Source organism: Hahella sp. HN01 (assembly GCF_018986435.1).
In the GTDB taxonomy this organism is placed as follows: domain Bacteria; phylum Pseudomonadota; class Gammaproteobacteria; order Pseudomonadales; family Oleiphilaceae; genus Hahella.
This window is the reverse complement of record NZ_JAHMIN010000052.1, coordinates 15886-31508: the sequence shown is the minus strand read 5'-3', so window position 1 is coordinate 31508 and position 15623 is coordinate 15886. Positions and strand designations below refer to the sequence as shown.

Annotated in this window: 15 protein-coding genes; 3 read left to right on the top strand and 12 right to left on the bottom strand. The window is 51.9% G+C overall.

Going from position 1 to position 15623, the window contains the following annotated elements:
- Positions 1-192: 192 nt before the first annotated feature.
- From KP814_RS29800 to KP814_RS33520, 5 genes are all read right to left on the bottom strand, one after another.
- The gene (locus KP814_RS29800) at positions 193-423 is read right to left on the bottom strand and encodes a hypothetical protein (protein WP_216740198.1); all 231 of its coding nucleotides are present in this window, start codon (positions 421-423) and stop codon (positions 193-195) included.
- Between the two features lie 8 nt (positions 424-431).
- Positions 432-1199, bottom strand: a complete 768-nt coding sequence (locus KP814_RS29795) for a transporter substrate-binding domain-containing protein (RefSeq protein ID WP_216740197.1) — start codon at positions 1197-1199, stop codon at positions 432-434.
- Between the two features lie 144 nt (positions 1200-1343).
- Positions 1344-3218 carry a GEVED domain-containing protein gene (locus KP814_RS29790; RefSeq protein ID WP_216740196.1) on the bottom strand — a complete coding sequence of 625 codons (1875 nt, stop codon included), beginning with the start codon at positions 3216-3218 and terminating at the stop codon, positions 1344-1346.
- A 560-nt stretch (positions 3219-3778) separates the two neighbouring features.
- Positions 3779-5854: a pyridoxamine 5'-phosphate oxidase family protein gene (locus tag KP814_RS29785; protein WP_216740195.1), complete on the bottom strand. Its 2076-nt coding sequence runs from the start codon at positions 5852-5854 to the stop codon at positions 3779-3781.
- A gap of 34 nt (positions 5855-5888) precedes the next feature.
- Positions 5889-6533, bottom strand: coding sequence for a glutathione S-transferase (locus tag KP814_RS33520; RefSeq protein WP_216740194.1), 645 nt, complete (start codon positions 6531-6533; stop codon positions 5889-5891).
- A gap of 134 nt (positions 6534-6667) precedes the next feature.
- Between KP814_RS33520 and KP814_RS29775 the strand changes: the two genes are divergently transcribed.
- The gene (locus KP814_RS29775) at positions 6668-7573 is read left to right on the top strand and encodes a LysR family transcriptional regulator (protein WP_216740193.1); all 906 of its coding nucleotides are present in this window, start codon (positions 6668-6670) and stop codon (positions 7571-7573) included.
- A gap of 13 nt (positions 7574-7586) precedes the next feature.
- On the opposite strand, the gene KP814_RS29770 is transcribed toward KP814_RS29775, so the two are convergent.
- Positions 7587-8771 (bottom strand): carboxylesterase, encoded by a 1185-nt coding sequence (locus KP814_RS29770; protein WP_253938732.1) that lies wholly within the window; start codon positions 8769-8771, stop codon positions 7587-7589.
- 144 nt (positions 8772-8915) lie between these two features.
- Entirely contained in the window at positions 8916-9653 is a 738-nt protein-coding gene (locus KP814_RS29765) for an SDR family oxidoreductase (protein WP_253938731.1), read from the bottom strand.
- A 167-nt stretch (positions 9654-9820) separates the two neighbouring features.
- Here KP814_RS29765 and KP814_RS29760 point away from each other — a divergent pair, with 167 nt between their 5' ends.
- Positions 9821-10453 carry a TetR family transcriptional regulator gene (locus tag KP814_RS29760; RefSeq protein WP_216740192.1) on the top strand — a complete coding sequence of 211 codons (633 nt, stop codon included), beginning with the start codon at positions 9821-9823 and terminating at the stop codon, positions 10451-10453.
- Between the two features lie 30 nt (positions 10454-10483).
- Here KP814_RS29760 and KP814_RS29755 read toward each other — a convergent pair whose 3' ends face one another.
- The 5 genes from KP814_RS29755 to KP814_RS29735 form a co-directional block, all read right to left on the bottom strand.
- On the bottom strand, positions 10484-10876 hold the full coding sequence (locus KP814_RS29755; protein ID WP_216740191.1) for a GFA family protein: 393 nt from the start codon (positions 10874-10876) through the stop codon (positions 10484-10486).
- A 168-nt stretch (positions 10877-11044) separates the two neighbouring features.
- Complete coding sequence (locus KP814_RS29750; RefSeq protein ID WP_216740190.1) at positions 11045-11482, bottom strand: hypothetical protein; 438 nt, start codon at positions 11480-11482, stop codon at positions 11045-11047.
- 4 nt (positions 11483-11486) lie between these two features.
- Positions 11487-12557: a hypothetical protein gene (locus tag KP814_RS29745; RefSeq protein ID WP_216740189.1), complete on the bottom strand. Its 1071-nt coding sequence runs from the start codon at positions 12555-12557 to the stop codon at positions 11487-11489.
- A 225-nt stretch (positions 12558-12782) separates the two neighbouring features.
- A complete protein-coding gene (locus KP814_RS29740; protein ID WP_216740188.1) occupies positions 12783-13922 on the bottom strand; it encodes a hypothetical protein in 1140 nt (379 codons plus the stop codon).
- Positions 13923-13940: 18 nt separating this feature from the next.
- Positions 13941-14453: a type III secretion system chaperone gene (locus KP814_RS29735; RefSeq protein ID WP_216740187.1), complete on the bottom strand. Its 513-nt coding sequence runs from the start codon at positions 14451-14453 to the stop codon at positions 13941-13943.
- A 353-nt stretch (positions 14454-14806) separates the two neighbouring features.
- Between KP814_RS29735 and KP814_RS29730 the strand changes: the two genes are divergently transcribed.
- Complete coding sequence (locus tag KP814_RS29730) at positions 14807-15577, top strand: ABC transporter substrate-binding protein (RefSeq protein ID WP_253938730.1); 771 nt, start codon at positions 14807-14809, stop codon at positions 15575-15577.
- Positions 15578-15623: the final 46 nt, after the last annotated feature.

Below are 15623 nucleotides of genomic sequence, written 5' to 3'. Positions count from 1 at the left end.
AATACCGATAGGTCGATAAGGACGATACGCGCGGACAGCTCATCAAGGCCAGAGTATTACAACTCGCAAACAGGCCGGATATACGGCAGCAACCTACCTTGTTATCAAAGTCTGAAGCCCTTGCAAAACAGGAGGAGACCATATACGGATAAGCAAAGCGCCATCCGACGCATCCCCCCTCAAGCCCATACACTATCCGTTTATGAGCTTAATATAGTCGTCATACTGCGGGTAAATATCGTAATCAGGCTGCGATTCGAGATACATCTGCTCAAGCTTGAGCGCCATCGCGTCAAACTGCAGGATCACTTCGCCGGCCTCATTGCTTTTGCTCTCATCATCGCCGTCGATTTGCTCCTGGAGCCGTCTGATTTCAAGTTCGGTAAGGCGAATCAGGTTTAATATTTCTGCTGTCGTTAACATGGGGCGGTTTATCCTTCCTGCATCCATTGGCTTCGGATTTTCTCCAAAGTTCCGTCCAACAACAAGGACTCATAGGCTTCAAAAAGTTTGATCAAGCTATCCACATTCACGCCTTTTTTACTCACGCCAATAAAGACAGGCTCTTTGAGCAAGACAAACGGATGCACCACTAACGCATATTGCGGATCGCGTTTGCGTTCGAGCACGATGTCGAACGGCTCGTCGAAATATCCCAGTAGCCGCTGGTGCAAGACCTTGTCGTCGTTAAGCGGCTGCACAACGGACTCCAAACAGGCGGCGAACTCTGGATCGGTTTCTAAGCGCCGGTGAAATTCCGGCGTATATTTCACGTTGCGCTGGTAACCAAACAGGCCGCGGTTTTTCTTACACTGAGTGACCAGATCGTCCAGACTGTTAATCGGCATGTCCAGCAGCTCTTTCCGAACAACCAGATTTAGCTGCGTGTAACGCTCAGGGCCAATCCAATACAGGTATTCCGAGCGCTCCGCAGTGATATTGGCGTTCGCCAGAATGTCTATCTGGCCCTCTTTCGCCATCACCAGAGCGCGAGACCAGGGAATAGAGCGAAACTCATACTCAAAACCCGCCCGCACCACCAGCGCCCGGGCCAACTCCACATCAACGCCCTGCCAATCTCCGTTCTCATCCTGGTAATAATTGGGGAAAGACTCCCCCACACGAATGATCAGACGCTCTTTACCGTAACTCCACGACGCCGTAAGCGTCAGACACAACAGGAAAGCAATACTCGTCACGCTTCTCAACGGATCACCCTCTTCAAACGGATGGGATATCTCATTGAGTTTAGGCTAGAAAGAGTAAATTAAGAGGTGTTTCGGAAAAGAAAAACCCGACCCCAAACGAGGCCAGGTTTTCAAGATCAAAAATCTCAACCGCCCTTAAAGCATTTCCACCTTCACGTCGATCCAGGCTTGGGCGCTGTCTTCTACGCCGCCTTTGGCGATGGGGGTGATGCGGAAGCCGCCCCAGTGGTCGGTGTAGGTTTTTCCGATCACCAGTTCTGAGTCGGTTTGGTCGATCAGGGCCCAGGGGGAGTCTTTGCCGGGAGTCAGGGAGCCGGGCGTCATGTCCAGCAGGTGGGAGGTGTGTTTCCAGAAATCCGGGTCCTTTTCGTTTTCCATATACCCCTGCAGGTTGAGCAGCACGCCGTTTTTGGTGTTTTTGTAGCGGTAGTGGGTGGTGCGGTACTCAACCCAGTAGGTGTAGGCGCCGTTGCCGGATTTCAGTTTGAGGCCGATGTAGCCCGGCGCGTTGGTTCCGCTGCGGGTTCCGTAATCAAACGCGTAAATGCGATACACGCCTGAGCTGTTGATCAGGGGGACTTCGCTGTCGGTGAGCCATCCGAAGTAGCTTTTGTACATCAGGTTGTACTCTTCGAGCGTATGCGCGCCCATGCCCATCATGCTGTACACGTTGCCGTAATTGAGGCTTTCTTTGTCGATATCGCCTGTGCCGATAACCTTTCCGGGACCGGCCTCGACGGCTTTGGCGTGTCTCAGCCCCATGGCGTGCCCCATTTCATGAGCCACGACACCCGGTGTGTGATGGTAGATGGACATTAATGGCGGCCCGGCGCTGGAGTTAAAGTTACCCACCTGCGGGGCCGTCATCATAATGATGTTGGCGGCTCCGGGATTGCTGGGATCAACGCCGGTCTGACGAATTTTGCTTTCGTACAAATTTCTCCAGGCGTGAAAGTCATTGTCGTATTTCGACTTGCTTTCGTTGATGCGGATGACGGGCTGCGATAAATCATAGGTCACATTAAACCGGCCGTAGGACTGCTCCTTGTAGTACTCGTTCACCTTTTGCAGATCCTGCTCCAGGGTGTCCCACTTGAATGGCGCGTCCGTGAACTCAAAGCGATAAACCAGAATATTCACGGAGTCATACTGATAGCCGTTATTGCCCGTCGGATCAGGGGTATCCGTTGAGCCGCGACATGACGTAGCGCCAAGGTCCACGACGACCGAGGCGGCGGACTTGGCCCCCGTTACGGTGATGTAGGTCCAGTAGCTGGAGGGAGTCTTGATGATCACGCACTCGCCGTTGCCGCTCTTGGTGGAGCTGGGATCAGAGCCATCCGTTTTCGGCCAGCCGCCGTTCTTGGCGTACAGGCTTAAATTACCGCTGCCGTGTCCGGTGGAGATGGCGATACTTTGATATTTGTCGGAGTTACCGATGCTGAGGTAATTGGGCGCGGAATCCGGCATACAGACCGCCTTGCCGTTTGTCAGCGTTCTACCGGTGTATGGCGCTTCCTGGCTGCAAACATTCGGAATGTCGGCTTCAGCCGAACCGCCCAACAAAACGGTGTAGTCTTCCGTTTCGCCATATCCCACGTCGCCGCAGGCGGATTCCGATGCACCCTCATAAGTCATCGACACTCGCATACGGGTCAGCAGGGGCTCAGTAACCTGAGGAATGGCTAATCTCCCTTTAACTTCCCCCTCCCCTGACAGATCATCAAGCAGCATTTCGTCATCCTCGAAAACGCCGTTTTGATTCAAATCCAGCCAGATACGCCAGTGCTCAGGATAGCGGTTTAGACGATACCCGGGAGTCAGGGTAATGTAGCCTGAAGTGAGTTCGATAACTTGATTAGAAAAATCTGAATAGCCGTTGCGATGATTTACTTCACCGGGCTGGCCGGACTTTTTCACTACGCCATCGATATTAATACCCTCAATCCATTCATCCTGGGATACGCCACTGGCCGTACAATATTGGACATCTTTGGGCTGATCCGGCATCAGGGTCGACGCCTGCGCAATGGAACCTGTTAAACAAACAACTGCCGCAACAAAATTAAATAACGTCGAATACTTTTTCATAATAAAGTAACCGTCAATCTATGATTCATTTCGGCTTTTAGTTGTATTTAATGGTGAAGCCAAAATGAAAGTCTATGAGTGACAGATAGATCATTCGTTATGCGTTTTTGCTGGCCGCAGTGGTTAACTCTCAATCTATTCATGCCGTCTTTGGGTGGTGACAGAGTCGTTCTTCGATAGGCATCTCCTTCGTTTTGCGTTAGTGAGTGGGCGCCCGACCAAACCCTTCAGGTATGGTATTGGCGCCATGACGATCAACAAACAACCAACGCCAATATACTACCACTGTATATTGTATACAATATACGAAAGCATAAATTTTGCTCACGTCCAAGAGAGCTTAGTTATCTGGAAAATACGAAAAGAAAAGAGAATGATATGTTATATATCAAATAGATAAACCATTTATCTAGAAATAGGTTTACTTATAGGCCGCCTGCCGGCAACGCGCCAAGAACAGCATCCATGCCCCTGAAAGGCTAAATATCAATCACTACCTCTGCGCTACCTTCGGCGGGTTTGGCGCAACAAAGAAGCGCATGTCCTGCTTCCGCGGAAAAGCTTGTGGGCGTTTGATAGGCCACACTTCCCTTCTTAATGGGCGTCATGCAGGCGCCGCAGTAACCCGACCGACAACTGAATGGCGCCGTGACGCCCAGTTTTTCCGCGAACGCTAATAGACTGCCGTCATCAGGGGACCATTCGTCCGATACTCTGCTTTGGGAAAAACTAACTTGCGCTTTTGTGGCGATATTGATTGAAGGGATAGAGGGATTGATTTCCTCGATAGACCCTTCACCGAAGAATTCATAATATATATTGGCCTTTTGAACGCCTGTTGAAACCAACGCTTTATAGATACTTCTCATAAACCCTTCAGAGCCGCATAAATTGAAATCATAGTGATCAAAAGGCAATATGCGTTTCAGCAGTTCAATAGAGAGATGACCTTCCGAGTCATGATATTTATTGATTCTATCTTGCCGTAATGGCCTGGAATAAATCGTATGAAGATGCAGCCAATCGTGCTGCGCCGCCAGTTGCGCCAACTCATCAGCAAAGAGATGAGTCTGACTGTTTTGCGTGGCGTGGATAAACCAAACCGGTCTGGCGGTTGCGCCCTGGTTCACCTCATGAATAAGCCCCTCCAACATGGCGATCATCGGGGTTATACCGACGCCCGCCGAGATCAGCACGACGGCATGGTCGTTTTGCTTGAGCGTGAACTGTCCGGCGGGCGCGCCTGAATGAATCACGTCGCCAACCTGAACCTGATCGTGCAGCGCCTTGGAAACCACACCGTTTTCTTCCCGCTTCACCGTGATGCGATAACGGCCGTCAGCGCGGCCGGAGGACAAGGTATAGTGACGTTTTAGCGGTTGTTTATGGCCGGGAAGGCGTACTTCTATGGGCAAAAACTGCCCGGGAATGTAGTCTTTTATCGTTTCGCCGTTGTCTGGAGCCAGATAAAACGACGTCACCCTGTCGCTCTCTCTGCGTTTTTCCACCAGCTTGAGCGTCTGAGTTGTACTTGTGGTGGATGTCCTTGTGGCGGATGTCCTTGTGGCGGATGGTTTGCGATCTTTCCATACGCCAGTGCCGTCGAGAGCTGGGGAAAGCTCTTGCAGTTCACCGGTCACCGGCAAGAACTGTTCGAGGTAGGTAGACGTTTCCACTGTGACCGCAATGATGCGCTGCGCGCCTTCGAACTCATGCACTGAGGGATGATCCCATAACACTTCGGCGCGTCCCGCCGCCAACAGCACATTTCCTGTCGAGAAGTCGGGGAAAAACAGACCGACTCGACCGTCAGACTCGATATTGCCCAACGTATTGAAAAAGCGGTTGCCGCTGAAGTCCGGAAACAACAGGGTATCGCCCTCCACTTTCACGAAACCCGGTTTGCCTCCACGGTGAGAGGCGTCGACGCCATGGCGAGGATCGCTGTCCATTAATTTGCTGCGGGAAGCGATAAAAAAAGTATCTGATTGCGTTATCAGCGTCTTTGCCTGTTCAGCAATGCCGACGACAACCGCAGCGCTATCAACGGACAGGGCGGCGGACTCCCCCTTTATCCAGCGCAGTTCACGGGTTTGTATGTACTTGGGGCAATTGCCGAAGCTAAGCTCCACATCAATGCCGAAACCTGTCGCAGTCACTTCCGCAATCACCCCATTCATACGATTACGACGACGGGTATGCAGCTGAATGCCCAGCATCCCTACTTTCTGGCCCGGAGCGAAATCCAGGTTCAACAGGCGGGTCAGGACTGGCAATGCCTGCAGCTCCAGACGAGTATCAGTGGGAGAAGTGATAAACCCGGAGTGACCGGAGAGCGCCGCCGCCCCCGGAAACAACGGCATGCACCAGGGAAAGCCTTGCTGGTCGACAAGGCCCAGGATGACAAAAGGCAGCTCGCAGAAAAACTCCCGATGCTGCATCGGCATCGCCTTACGGATTCCCCCGGAGTACTGCGCCACTTGGTCCGCAACGCCAAGCCGCTTTTGCACCGCGATTTCCGCCGCGTGAAACGGAGAGTTTTCTTGCTGAGTCATAACCTGCTCCTCGATTGGATTAAGTCTAAGAGATCTACGCTGTCGGCAAGGGAGAACGCTTCATGCCAACAAATCCGGGATGCGCTTCAATTCTCTCTAACCAGGTGCGAATGGCGGGATATGGTTGCAAACTGACGCCGCCCTCCGGCGCATGAGCGATGTAGCTATAACCCGCCACATCCGCCAGGGTGATGCGATCTCCGGCAAGATAGTCACGGCCGGACAGCTGGGGCTCCAGGGCGCGAAACAGTGACTCAGTAATGGTTTTGGCTCTGTCATAATCCAGCTTCATGCCAAAAAGCTTCACCAGGCGCACCGCGCAAGGACCCTGCGCGATTTCTCCCGCCGCGACAGAAAGCCAGCGCTGCACTTGCGCCGCCTGCTCCGGTTGTTTCGGCGACCACTCATCGCCATTGCTATATTTCAGCGCCAGATACGTAATGATGGCGTTGGAATCCGCCAGCACGAAGCCATTGTCGTCAATGGTGGGAACCTGTCCAAACGGGTTGATTTTCAGATACTCCGGCGCCTTGTGCGCGCCGTTCGCCATATCCAGATCAATCGTTTCATAAGGCAGATCCAGGAATGAAAGCATCAGCTCAACGCGGTGGCAGTGACCTGACATGGGATTGCGATAGAGTTTGATCGGCGCTTGTGTATTGGAAAAATGGGCGTTCACGGTGTTCTCCTGTTGAGCTGAGTGAGTCGTCGTTAAGCATTATTATTCATGCAAATACCGAAGTAATTGACGCAATTTACAATTCACTCTTACACTCAGCGCAATAATCAGACAGCGAAAATCAGGGTGACAGCGTGGATAAACTGCAAACCATGCAGGTGTTTATTGAGGTGGCGAAACAGCAGAGCTTCAGTGTCGCCAGTGAGGTGCTGGGGCTTTCCGCGCCGGCGGCCAGTCGCGCTATCGCCGCACTGGAGGAGAGGCTGGGGGTGAAGCTATTTAATCGCACCACCCGGTTGGTGAGGTTGACCGAACCCGGCACCCGCTTTTTACAGGATGCAAAACGCATTCTGGAGGATCTGGAAGAGGCGGAAGCCGCCGCCTCAGGCACCTACGCAACACCCACCGGGACGCTCGCCATCACTGCGCCTGTGCTGTTCGGCGAAAAGTACGTCATGCCGATTGTGACGGACTATCTGGGGAAACATCCGGACGTCACCGTAAAGATCATCCTGCTGGATCGGGTCACCAATCTTCTGGAAGAAGACTTTGACGTGGCGATACGCATCGGCCACCTCAAGGATTCCAGCCTGTACGCCACAACTGTTGGCCACGTGAAGAAGATCGTGTGCGGCGCGCCGGCGTATTTTGAGCAGCACGGTTACCCTGAAACGCCGGAAGACCTGGCCAATCACAGCATTATTTTCCCGGCCCGCTTCGAGCACACCAACGGCTGGTATTTCCAGATTCAAGGCAAAAAAGAACTGGTTCGACTCAATCCCAGACTACGTTGCAATCACAACGGCGCGGCGCTAAAGGCGGCGTTACTGGGTCACGGCATAACCACTTTAATGACTTATCAGGCGGCGGAAGAGCTGAAAAATAAACGCCTGCAACGAGTGCTCACCGAATTTGAGGAAGAGCCATTGCCGGTCAGCATCATTCATATGGAAGGCCGCCGCGCCAACGCCAAGACCCGCTGCTTCATCGACCTGGCCACGCAAACGCTGCGGGAGAATCCGTTTCTTTTTATGCCGTGATATCTGAACGACGCTAGTCTGACTCGACAACTCTGGCGCCACCAGAGTCCGACGCCATGACCCGGTCCAGGACTTCCATATGCTCAGCAAAATAAGGGTTGAAGGTGAGTCGGGACGTTGCGTTATCAGACCCATCGCCGCCGTAGGCGGTACGCCAGGTTTCCGCGCCGCTTTCGCAGAGGATTTGATTTTCCTGCGACTGGCCGTTGTCGCAGATTCTCAACTTGCCGTTGACGCCGTACTCCGGGTTGTCCGGCGCAAACAGAACGCCCATGTGCGACCCGTTGGCGATTCTGAGTTCGGGCAGGTTCATGCTATACGTCCGGATACGAGGATCGCGGTCGGCGATATCATCGCCTTGCCAGATCAGTCGGCTGCCGGGATGGGTAAAGGACCGGCCGAAGCGATCCCGCAGATATTGGGTGTCGATGATGCTGTCGTTTGCGCTGGCGAGAATGAACACCGGTCTGGCAAACCCGGAGTCGTTCATTTTCTCCCGCACCTCTAAAACCGTTTCATAAAACATCGCCGCCGCATGCATGGGAAGCGAGTTGTAGCGGAGATAGTTGGACTCTTCATCTCTGTCCGCCCAGGTAATGAAATACTTGGCGTATTTAGAGAAAAACAGCAATCGCGAGCGGGCTTCAAATGCTGGTGAAAACAGGATTAAGCCAGCGATATCCTCGTCGTTGTAGGCCGCCGCCGTGACCAGGTTGGCGCCCGTGGAGAAGCCGCCGAGCCAGACCTCTTCCGATGTGGCTTTCAACAGTTCAATGTGATGCTGAAGGCTGGCCTTCCAGCTATCCAGCGTGGCCAGATTGAGATCAGCGACCTTGCTGCCGTGACCCGGTAACAGTATCGCCCGCACAAAATAGCCTTTACTCACGAGGTGACTGGCGACATCCGTGAACGAAAACGGCGAATCCCCCAGGCCATGAACCAGCAGAACGCTTTTATTGTTCGGATGCGTCGGCGTCAGCTCAAAAGGCAGATTAGCGTCCAGCTCTTGTTGCCGGTTTTTGGTTTTAAACGCCCGGTTCTCAAGCAGCCACGCTTTGGTTTCGGCGACGTACTCGTCAAAGCCTGACTGGTAGTCATACTGAGGAAGCTGACTGGAAGCCGTGAATTCCGGGCTTTCTTTCAAGCGGTGGCAGGAGACTAGAGCAAGGATCGCCATGAATGAAATAAGAAAACGCATCAGCGCTCTCGTGATCACGGTGGAAAGAACAGAGTTTTTTGTGCGCATCAGATGACATCAGTTTGACAAGTTTAAGTTCACTTATAGCGAAGATAAGGGGCGGTGCAAGCCCCCTGCTCTTCATCCATGCCTGGCTGACAGGTTTCAGTTGCGCCCGCCGTTCGCTTTAATGACCTGCCCGCTGACCCAACTGCTCTGCGGACCCGCCAGGAACGAAACAACTTTCGCAATGTCGTCCGGTTCGCCGAGACGTCCCATGGGAATGTCTCTGATCAAACGATCGATCATTTCCTGCGAGCGCTCTTTAAACAGAAGTTCCGTACCAACCGGGCCAGGCGCCACGGCGTTGACGGTCACGCCCCGTGGGCCCAATTCCTTGGCGAGGGTGTGAGTCATCGCCTCAACCGCGGCTTTGCTCGCTGCGTACAGGCCACAGGCCGGGATGTAATTCCCGATAATACTGGTCGACAGATTGATAATACGTCCATTGTCCCGGATACGATTCGCGCCCTCGCGCATGCCATGGAACGCGCCGGTAAGGTTAACCGCCATGATGTTATTGAAGTCCTCGTCTGAGACTTGCGCCAGCATGCCCATTTTCGTCACGCCGGCGTTATTGACGAGCACATCCACGATTCCAAAGTGGGCCTCGGCCTCATCAAACAATCGCGCCATGTCGGCGGCGCTGGACACATCGCCTTGCGCCACCAAAGCCCGCCCCCCATTTTCTCGGATGGTATTGGCGACCTTCTCGGCGTCAGCCGCGCTGCGGGAATAATTGATGACAACCTGAAATCCATCTTGCGCCAACTGTCTGGCGATCTCAGCGCCGATGCCTCTTGCAGCGCCGGTGACGATAGCGGTGCGATCATTACTCATCATGTAAAACTTCCTTAAAGTCATATTCATTCATGTGAAAACGACAGGACCTGCGCATGGAGTCATCAGTCTCAATATGGGGAGCACGTCTGCGCCGAACTTGAAAACCGTTGATATTTTTTATTATATGACGAGTTCGTCAGTTTTCGTGTTCGCATTAGGAGCGTCCCTTGACCGCATCTCGTAACTCACCGATTTCACAGAGAAAAAAGCCAAAACAGGCGCGTGCGAACGACCTGATTTCCGCCATTCTCGAAGCCTCTGTTCAGGTTTTGACGGCGGAAGGCGCGCAGCGATTCACCACTGCACGGGTGGCGGAAAGAGCCGGCGTCAGCGTAGGCTCGCTTTATCAGTATTTCCCCAACAAAGCCGCCATTTTGTTTCGCCTGCAAAGTGATGAGTGGGAGCGCACCACGCAACTGTTTCAATCCATATTGCTGGACGACCAGGGCAGCCCGCTACTGGAGCGTTTGCGTAAACTTGTCGCGGTTTTTCTGCGATCTGAGTGTGACGAAGTGGCGATCAGAAGAGCGCTTGATGACGCTGCGCCCCTGTATCGAGATGCGCCGGAAACAGAGGAGGTCATGCAGAAATCGGCGCTTATTTTTGAGCAGTTTATGCAACAGCTTCTGCCAACGACCGACGCGCCAAAGCTTCGCCTGGTGAGTAGTCTGATTTTGAATACCTTGACGGAGGTTGGCGAGCGTTTCTCCGACGCTCCCCGGAGCGAAAAAGAAATCACCGCCTACGCCAACTCCATGGCGGACATGTTTTGTTGCTATATCCAATCGCTGGAATCGTAATAGGCCAAGCAATCGAAATTCACGCGTCGTCTATTCTTCAGCGCGACTGGCGTCGTCGCGATCGCGCTCGTAATGACGGACGGTTGGAAACGGCGGCAACCAGGACTCGCGACGGCAGGTCCAAAGTTCGTAGGTAGGCGTGAGTTGATCCGGGGCGTCCAACGCGCCCAGGTTAACCTCGATTTCGTCGCCAGTGCGTGAGAAAACCGAAGAACCGCAACGAGGACAGAAACAGCGACCCTCATAATCGCCCACCTCCCCTGTCACGGTCACCGCGTCCTGCGGAAAAATCGCCGACGCATGAAACAACGCGCCATGATGCTTACGACAATCCAGACAATGACAAAGCCCCACCCGATAAGGACGCCCCGTCGCCACCAAACGCACAGCGCCGCAAAGGCAGCCGCCGGTGAATTGTTCCATGTGCAGAACCTCCTATATCTGATTTGCTGACGCTCCGCCGCGTCAAAGTGCTTTTTAGTCGGGCAGACAAATAGATTCCGTCTATTATTTATCTGTTATGACAGGGCCCGCTTATGTCAGGCCCGTTGGCGGAAAAAAACAGAAATTATCTTTCTTGCCGAGAGAGTCCTACTCTTCCTTTAACTCATAAACATAATGATATTTTAAGTACTCGCAGTCCCACTCTTCGCCAAGCAGTTCGGAAATTTTTTCTTTGTAATAGACATAGTCGTTGGGGTATTGCTTTCTATATTCATCAGGTGGAATTTCAAGCTGATCCTTGAATATCTGCTTGAACTCGTCTGTCTTTATAGTCGATTTAATCTCACTGGCGAGCTGTTGGTAATAACTTTCCGTGCTCTCGGCGCTGCCTTCCCGCCAGTACTTTTCCCAGCGCTCAGGATTATGCGCTTCACAGAAATCGCGAGCTTCCGTTGAGTGTATTGTCTTATTCGTAGCGCAAGCAGACTGAATTGCGAACAGGCAGGAAAACAGAAGGACGGTAAACGCCCTGGACTTAATGACGCCGGGTTTGCCAGAGGACTTTTTCTCACTGATATACCGCATGAAATTAACCTACCTTCCTTTTGAAATCTTTAAACGCTCTTTCTAAGTTGGTAAGGGTTGACCTTACCTCTGCTGGGTGAGCTGTAATTTCAGTAAGAATTTTATCGGCTTCTTCAAGCGTAACGTTGACTCCAGACTGTTTCATCAAATCCATTAATGCTGTGCTGGCTTTCTTTCTCTCTTCGATATTATTCCAATCTGTCTGCTGAAATAACGCCAAAATAGGACTGTAGCGCTGATCAACAGCTGTGTTCATAGCTGATGGCAACTTGGTGATGGACTTAATTGCCGCCTGTAATAGTAATGTGAATACTAAATTCCAAACTGCGAATCCTTGCGGGGAATTGACATATTTGCCATAGAGAATCCCCGCTACTTGGCCTCGAACGCCTTCATCAGTCAGTATTGTTCTAGGTAGCTCTTTAACCGTTCGCTTCACAAGAGCGTTTTTTTCACTGGTGATGAAATCAATAATTTTTCCGTAAAGAGTTGGGGCATACTGTCTTATATTTTCCAGCTCTTTACCTAGCTCGATTAGAAGACTTGTATAAGCTTCAGATTTCACTTTGCTGTCGGCGTAAAGGTACGTGGCGTTGGAACCGGTAACAGCAAGCCACATAGGAACGCTAACTGTTGAAAAGAACCCCATCATAAAATACATCTCATACTTTACGATGGTTTCAACTGGCGCCGTAGCCTCAGCTACCAGCCTCGCCACATGCCTGGTGTTAACATCGGCTAAAAATTCTTGATGGCTTTGGATGAAAAAGTGATGGTGAATATCCCCGGTTTCAGGGCTTATTTGCAAAAAAATGACGGATGAACAACCGACTTCAATAATCAATCTTTGGCCATAGTAATCAGAATATAGCCTCCCACTCTCAAGTAAATGAGTGGCTATCTTCATTCCGAATAGATTTCTCCCCGAGTATCTTGTGTTGTATTGCGTATCAAACGGCAAGTAACTATTTAATAAACTGGTGATATCCTTTTTTCCTGACACCGGAAAAAAGCGGTCAGCGCATACCTTCTTGAAGATTTCGCTATCTGGAGTATTGGAATGGACAGTTCCCATCGCTCATCCTTGTATTCGTGTAGTGTAAGGGCATGATCTATACGGACAAAATTCAAAACCGCCGTAAGAGTGATCCATAAACTAATGACTTATCGGGGAAACGTCCATCGTTCCTATGGATGATTTTTTCTTCGAAGATCAAAACCATGATGCTTAACCACTCTCCCTGGTTTTGAGAGAGTGGTCTTCTGTACAAGCTTCTCAGATTAGCCTGTTATTTTGTGATCAGGAGCCAAATCCCAGCTGGCTTTGAGCGGCTTTAAACAAATCGCCAACGGTGCGCACCACGCTTGCTCCTACGCCGCTGGTGTCCGCCCTCTCCTTAATCGTGGTCGTCACGTTTTCAGCATCCGCCCGGCTCATTAGAATTTGCATGGCGCCTCCCGGCGTTGTTACTTCGCCGCCTATTTCCTCCGTCGGCGCCACGGTGGACGTCAGTACGTCTGTCGCCTGGGTGACTCGTATCACATGAACGTCATATACATCATTAGCGTCAATGCTTCCAAGCGGTAACCCAAAGACAGCCGCGATAGATTTATTCTGATCCTCCTGCCCCACCGTAGCGATGGCCTCTTCAAGCGCGGCCCGGGTGGTGAAGTATGGCGAATAAGCGCTCGCCTCAACGCCGCGTTTGGTGATTTTAACCAACTCATCCCCGACATTAAGATGCAGTCTGGTGGGAAGCTCTTTCCCCGACATAACCTGCCCCAGGGCGATCCCCAGCCTCTTTTGGTTCCTATTTTCGAAGTTACCATTATCGGGATTATCCCAGTCAGCGGTATTCCTGGCGATGTTCGTCATCAGCAACCTGCCATCAGGATGGTTATACAGAAAATCCACCGCAGCGGCCTCTTTTACGCCTTTGGGCTCAAAAGTAGCAAAAGAAACAATATCATGGAGTTTGTGTGATTCGATGGTGTCGCTGCGATCTCTGGCGACATTAACTTTCGTCTTTACTGCTCCCCATTCTTTCCTGACTGCGCTCTCAGGTTCATATCCCAGCAGGCTGACCAGTTTTTCACGCATTTTCTGCACGATCCCTTTTTCCTGCTCGTCCTGCGCCGTTTTGGCTCGTTGGTAAATATCGGTCACTATTCTACCGGTCAGTGCTTCCGATCTGTTTTGGAGAGCCGTTCCAATCGCCTGCCCCGCAATTTTTTCTCCGAATGATTGTTCCATAACCTTCACAAACTCGTTGTTAGCCGTTACGTTTTCACCGGCTACTCTTTTATTCTCGGTCTCAGAAACAACATGATGGGGGCCCAGATTAGCTGAGGCTGATACGGTGTCACTTTTAACCACCAACCTTCCCTCGTTCTGACGGGCGGCGGTCACAAAGCTGGATAGAGTAATTGGATTGGTCATGAGATGGACTCCTGAGGTTTAAACTTTAACCAAATGATCGGTTGATTGGATGGAAGGTATTGATGGGATTGACGATATTGGGTGACTGATGGAAAGCGCCTCTGACTGTTCGTCAGCGTTCTGCAAAGTCCTTTTCAACGACTCCGCGCAGTCCACAAAAGTGACCAGCAGCGACTCCAGCGCGCGGGCATCCAACCCGTCGACGGGATGCTGGTAGCTCATGATGGCGAGGCCGTCGTCGCTCAGCCCCACCGTAGCGCCGCCTGTTTTTCGCCAGAACAGATTGGCCGCCAACAGCAGCTTGTACCTGGCGTTAAGGGGTTCAAGTGAGTGGCTGGAAGCGTCGACGACCTCACCGAGACTGCTGTAGATAATCAAAAACATTTCATTCGGGCAGAGCTCAAAATTGACAACGATATTGTCGTCAAAGACAAGCTGGGCGGGCGGCTCATCCTTAAGATGAAAGTCAGGCAGCCCAATGGAACTGCCGAGATCCGCCAGAAGAAGGGAGAACTTTTCTCTTCCGTTCATGTAGATGCTCCATATGCTGAATTACTGGGTATCTAAAAAGTGGTTGTTTCCGTGAGTCAGAATATGGAGGGAGCAAGGGACGGGTTATCCATCGACCGATCTATTTTGAAAGGCAAACTCTATCCAGAGTTAAAGTCAGGCCGAAAATGCGCCGGCCTGTCGTAGGTTGGATAAGCAAAGCGCCATCCGACGCGGCGTTCAGAATCTTTGCACTCTAATTATCAGTTAAACGCAATCTGTCAAAAGAAGTAATAACCTCAGGCCTGGCGCCGCCCAACTTGGCAATCTGCTACGCTTTTAGAAGCCACGCATGATGACTTTGGGTGATGACGATGCGCCGTTGGCGTTTACAAATGTTTCCGATTCGGCTTTTTCTGTGCCTGGGGTTGCTATGGAGCGCTTCATTGTCGGCGCAGGAGGTGATTTATATCGGCAGTGGCGAGTGGCCGCCGTATATTTCCGAAGACGCGCCCCACTTTGGTCCCACCTCGCAGATTGTCTCCGAGGCGTTTGCGCTGGCGAGTATCGATGTGGAATACCGCTTCCATCCCTGGAATCGCAGCTTCTTTCTGTGTCAGCGGGGAGAGCTGGACGCCACCATCGCGTGGGAAAAAACCGCGGAACGAGAGCAGGATTTCGTATTCAGTGAGATGCCAATCATCATCGAGCGCACGGTGTTCTTTTATTCAAAGCATCGCGCCGTGTCATGGGAAGAAATCTGGACGCCACCAGAAGACGCCAGCAGGCTGCGCGTCGGCGCCATACTGGGCTACAACTACGGGAGCAAGCTGGATGAGGCGGAACGGACGGGATTATTCACGGTCCGTCGCAGCGACTCGGAAGCAACCAACTTCAGACAATTGATCAAAGGCCATATCGACCTGTTTCCCAGTGATCTGGTAGTGGGACTGGAAGTCTTAAGAAAGCACTTTGACGCGGCGGAGCGCCAGCAAATCAGATATCTGCCGGAGCAATTGTATACCGCCAAGCTGTACCTGATGTTTTCGAAGAAATCGCCTCGCCATGCCTGGCTGAAGGCGCAGTTTGATAAAGGGATGCAACAGCTGATTGCCTCTGGCAAACTGAATCGTCTGCAAATAGACCCCAGCCTCATTCCCCCCTGAACATCCGGCGCAGTGACGCCATGGTTTCACATCATTGTTTCATATC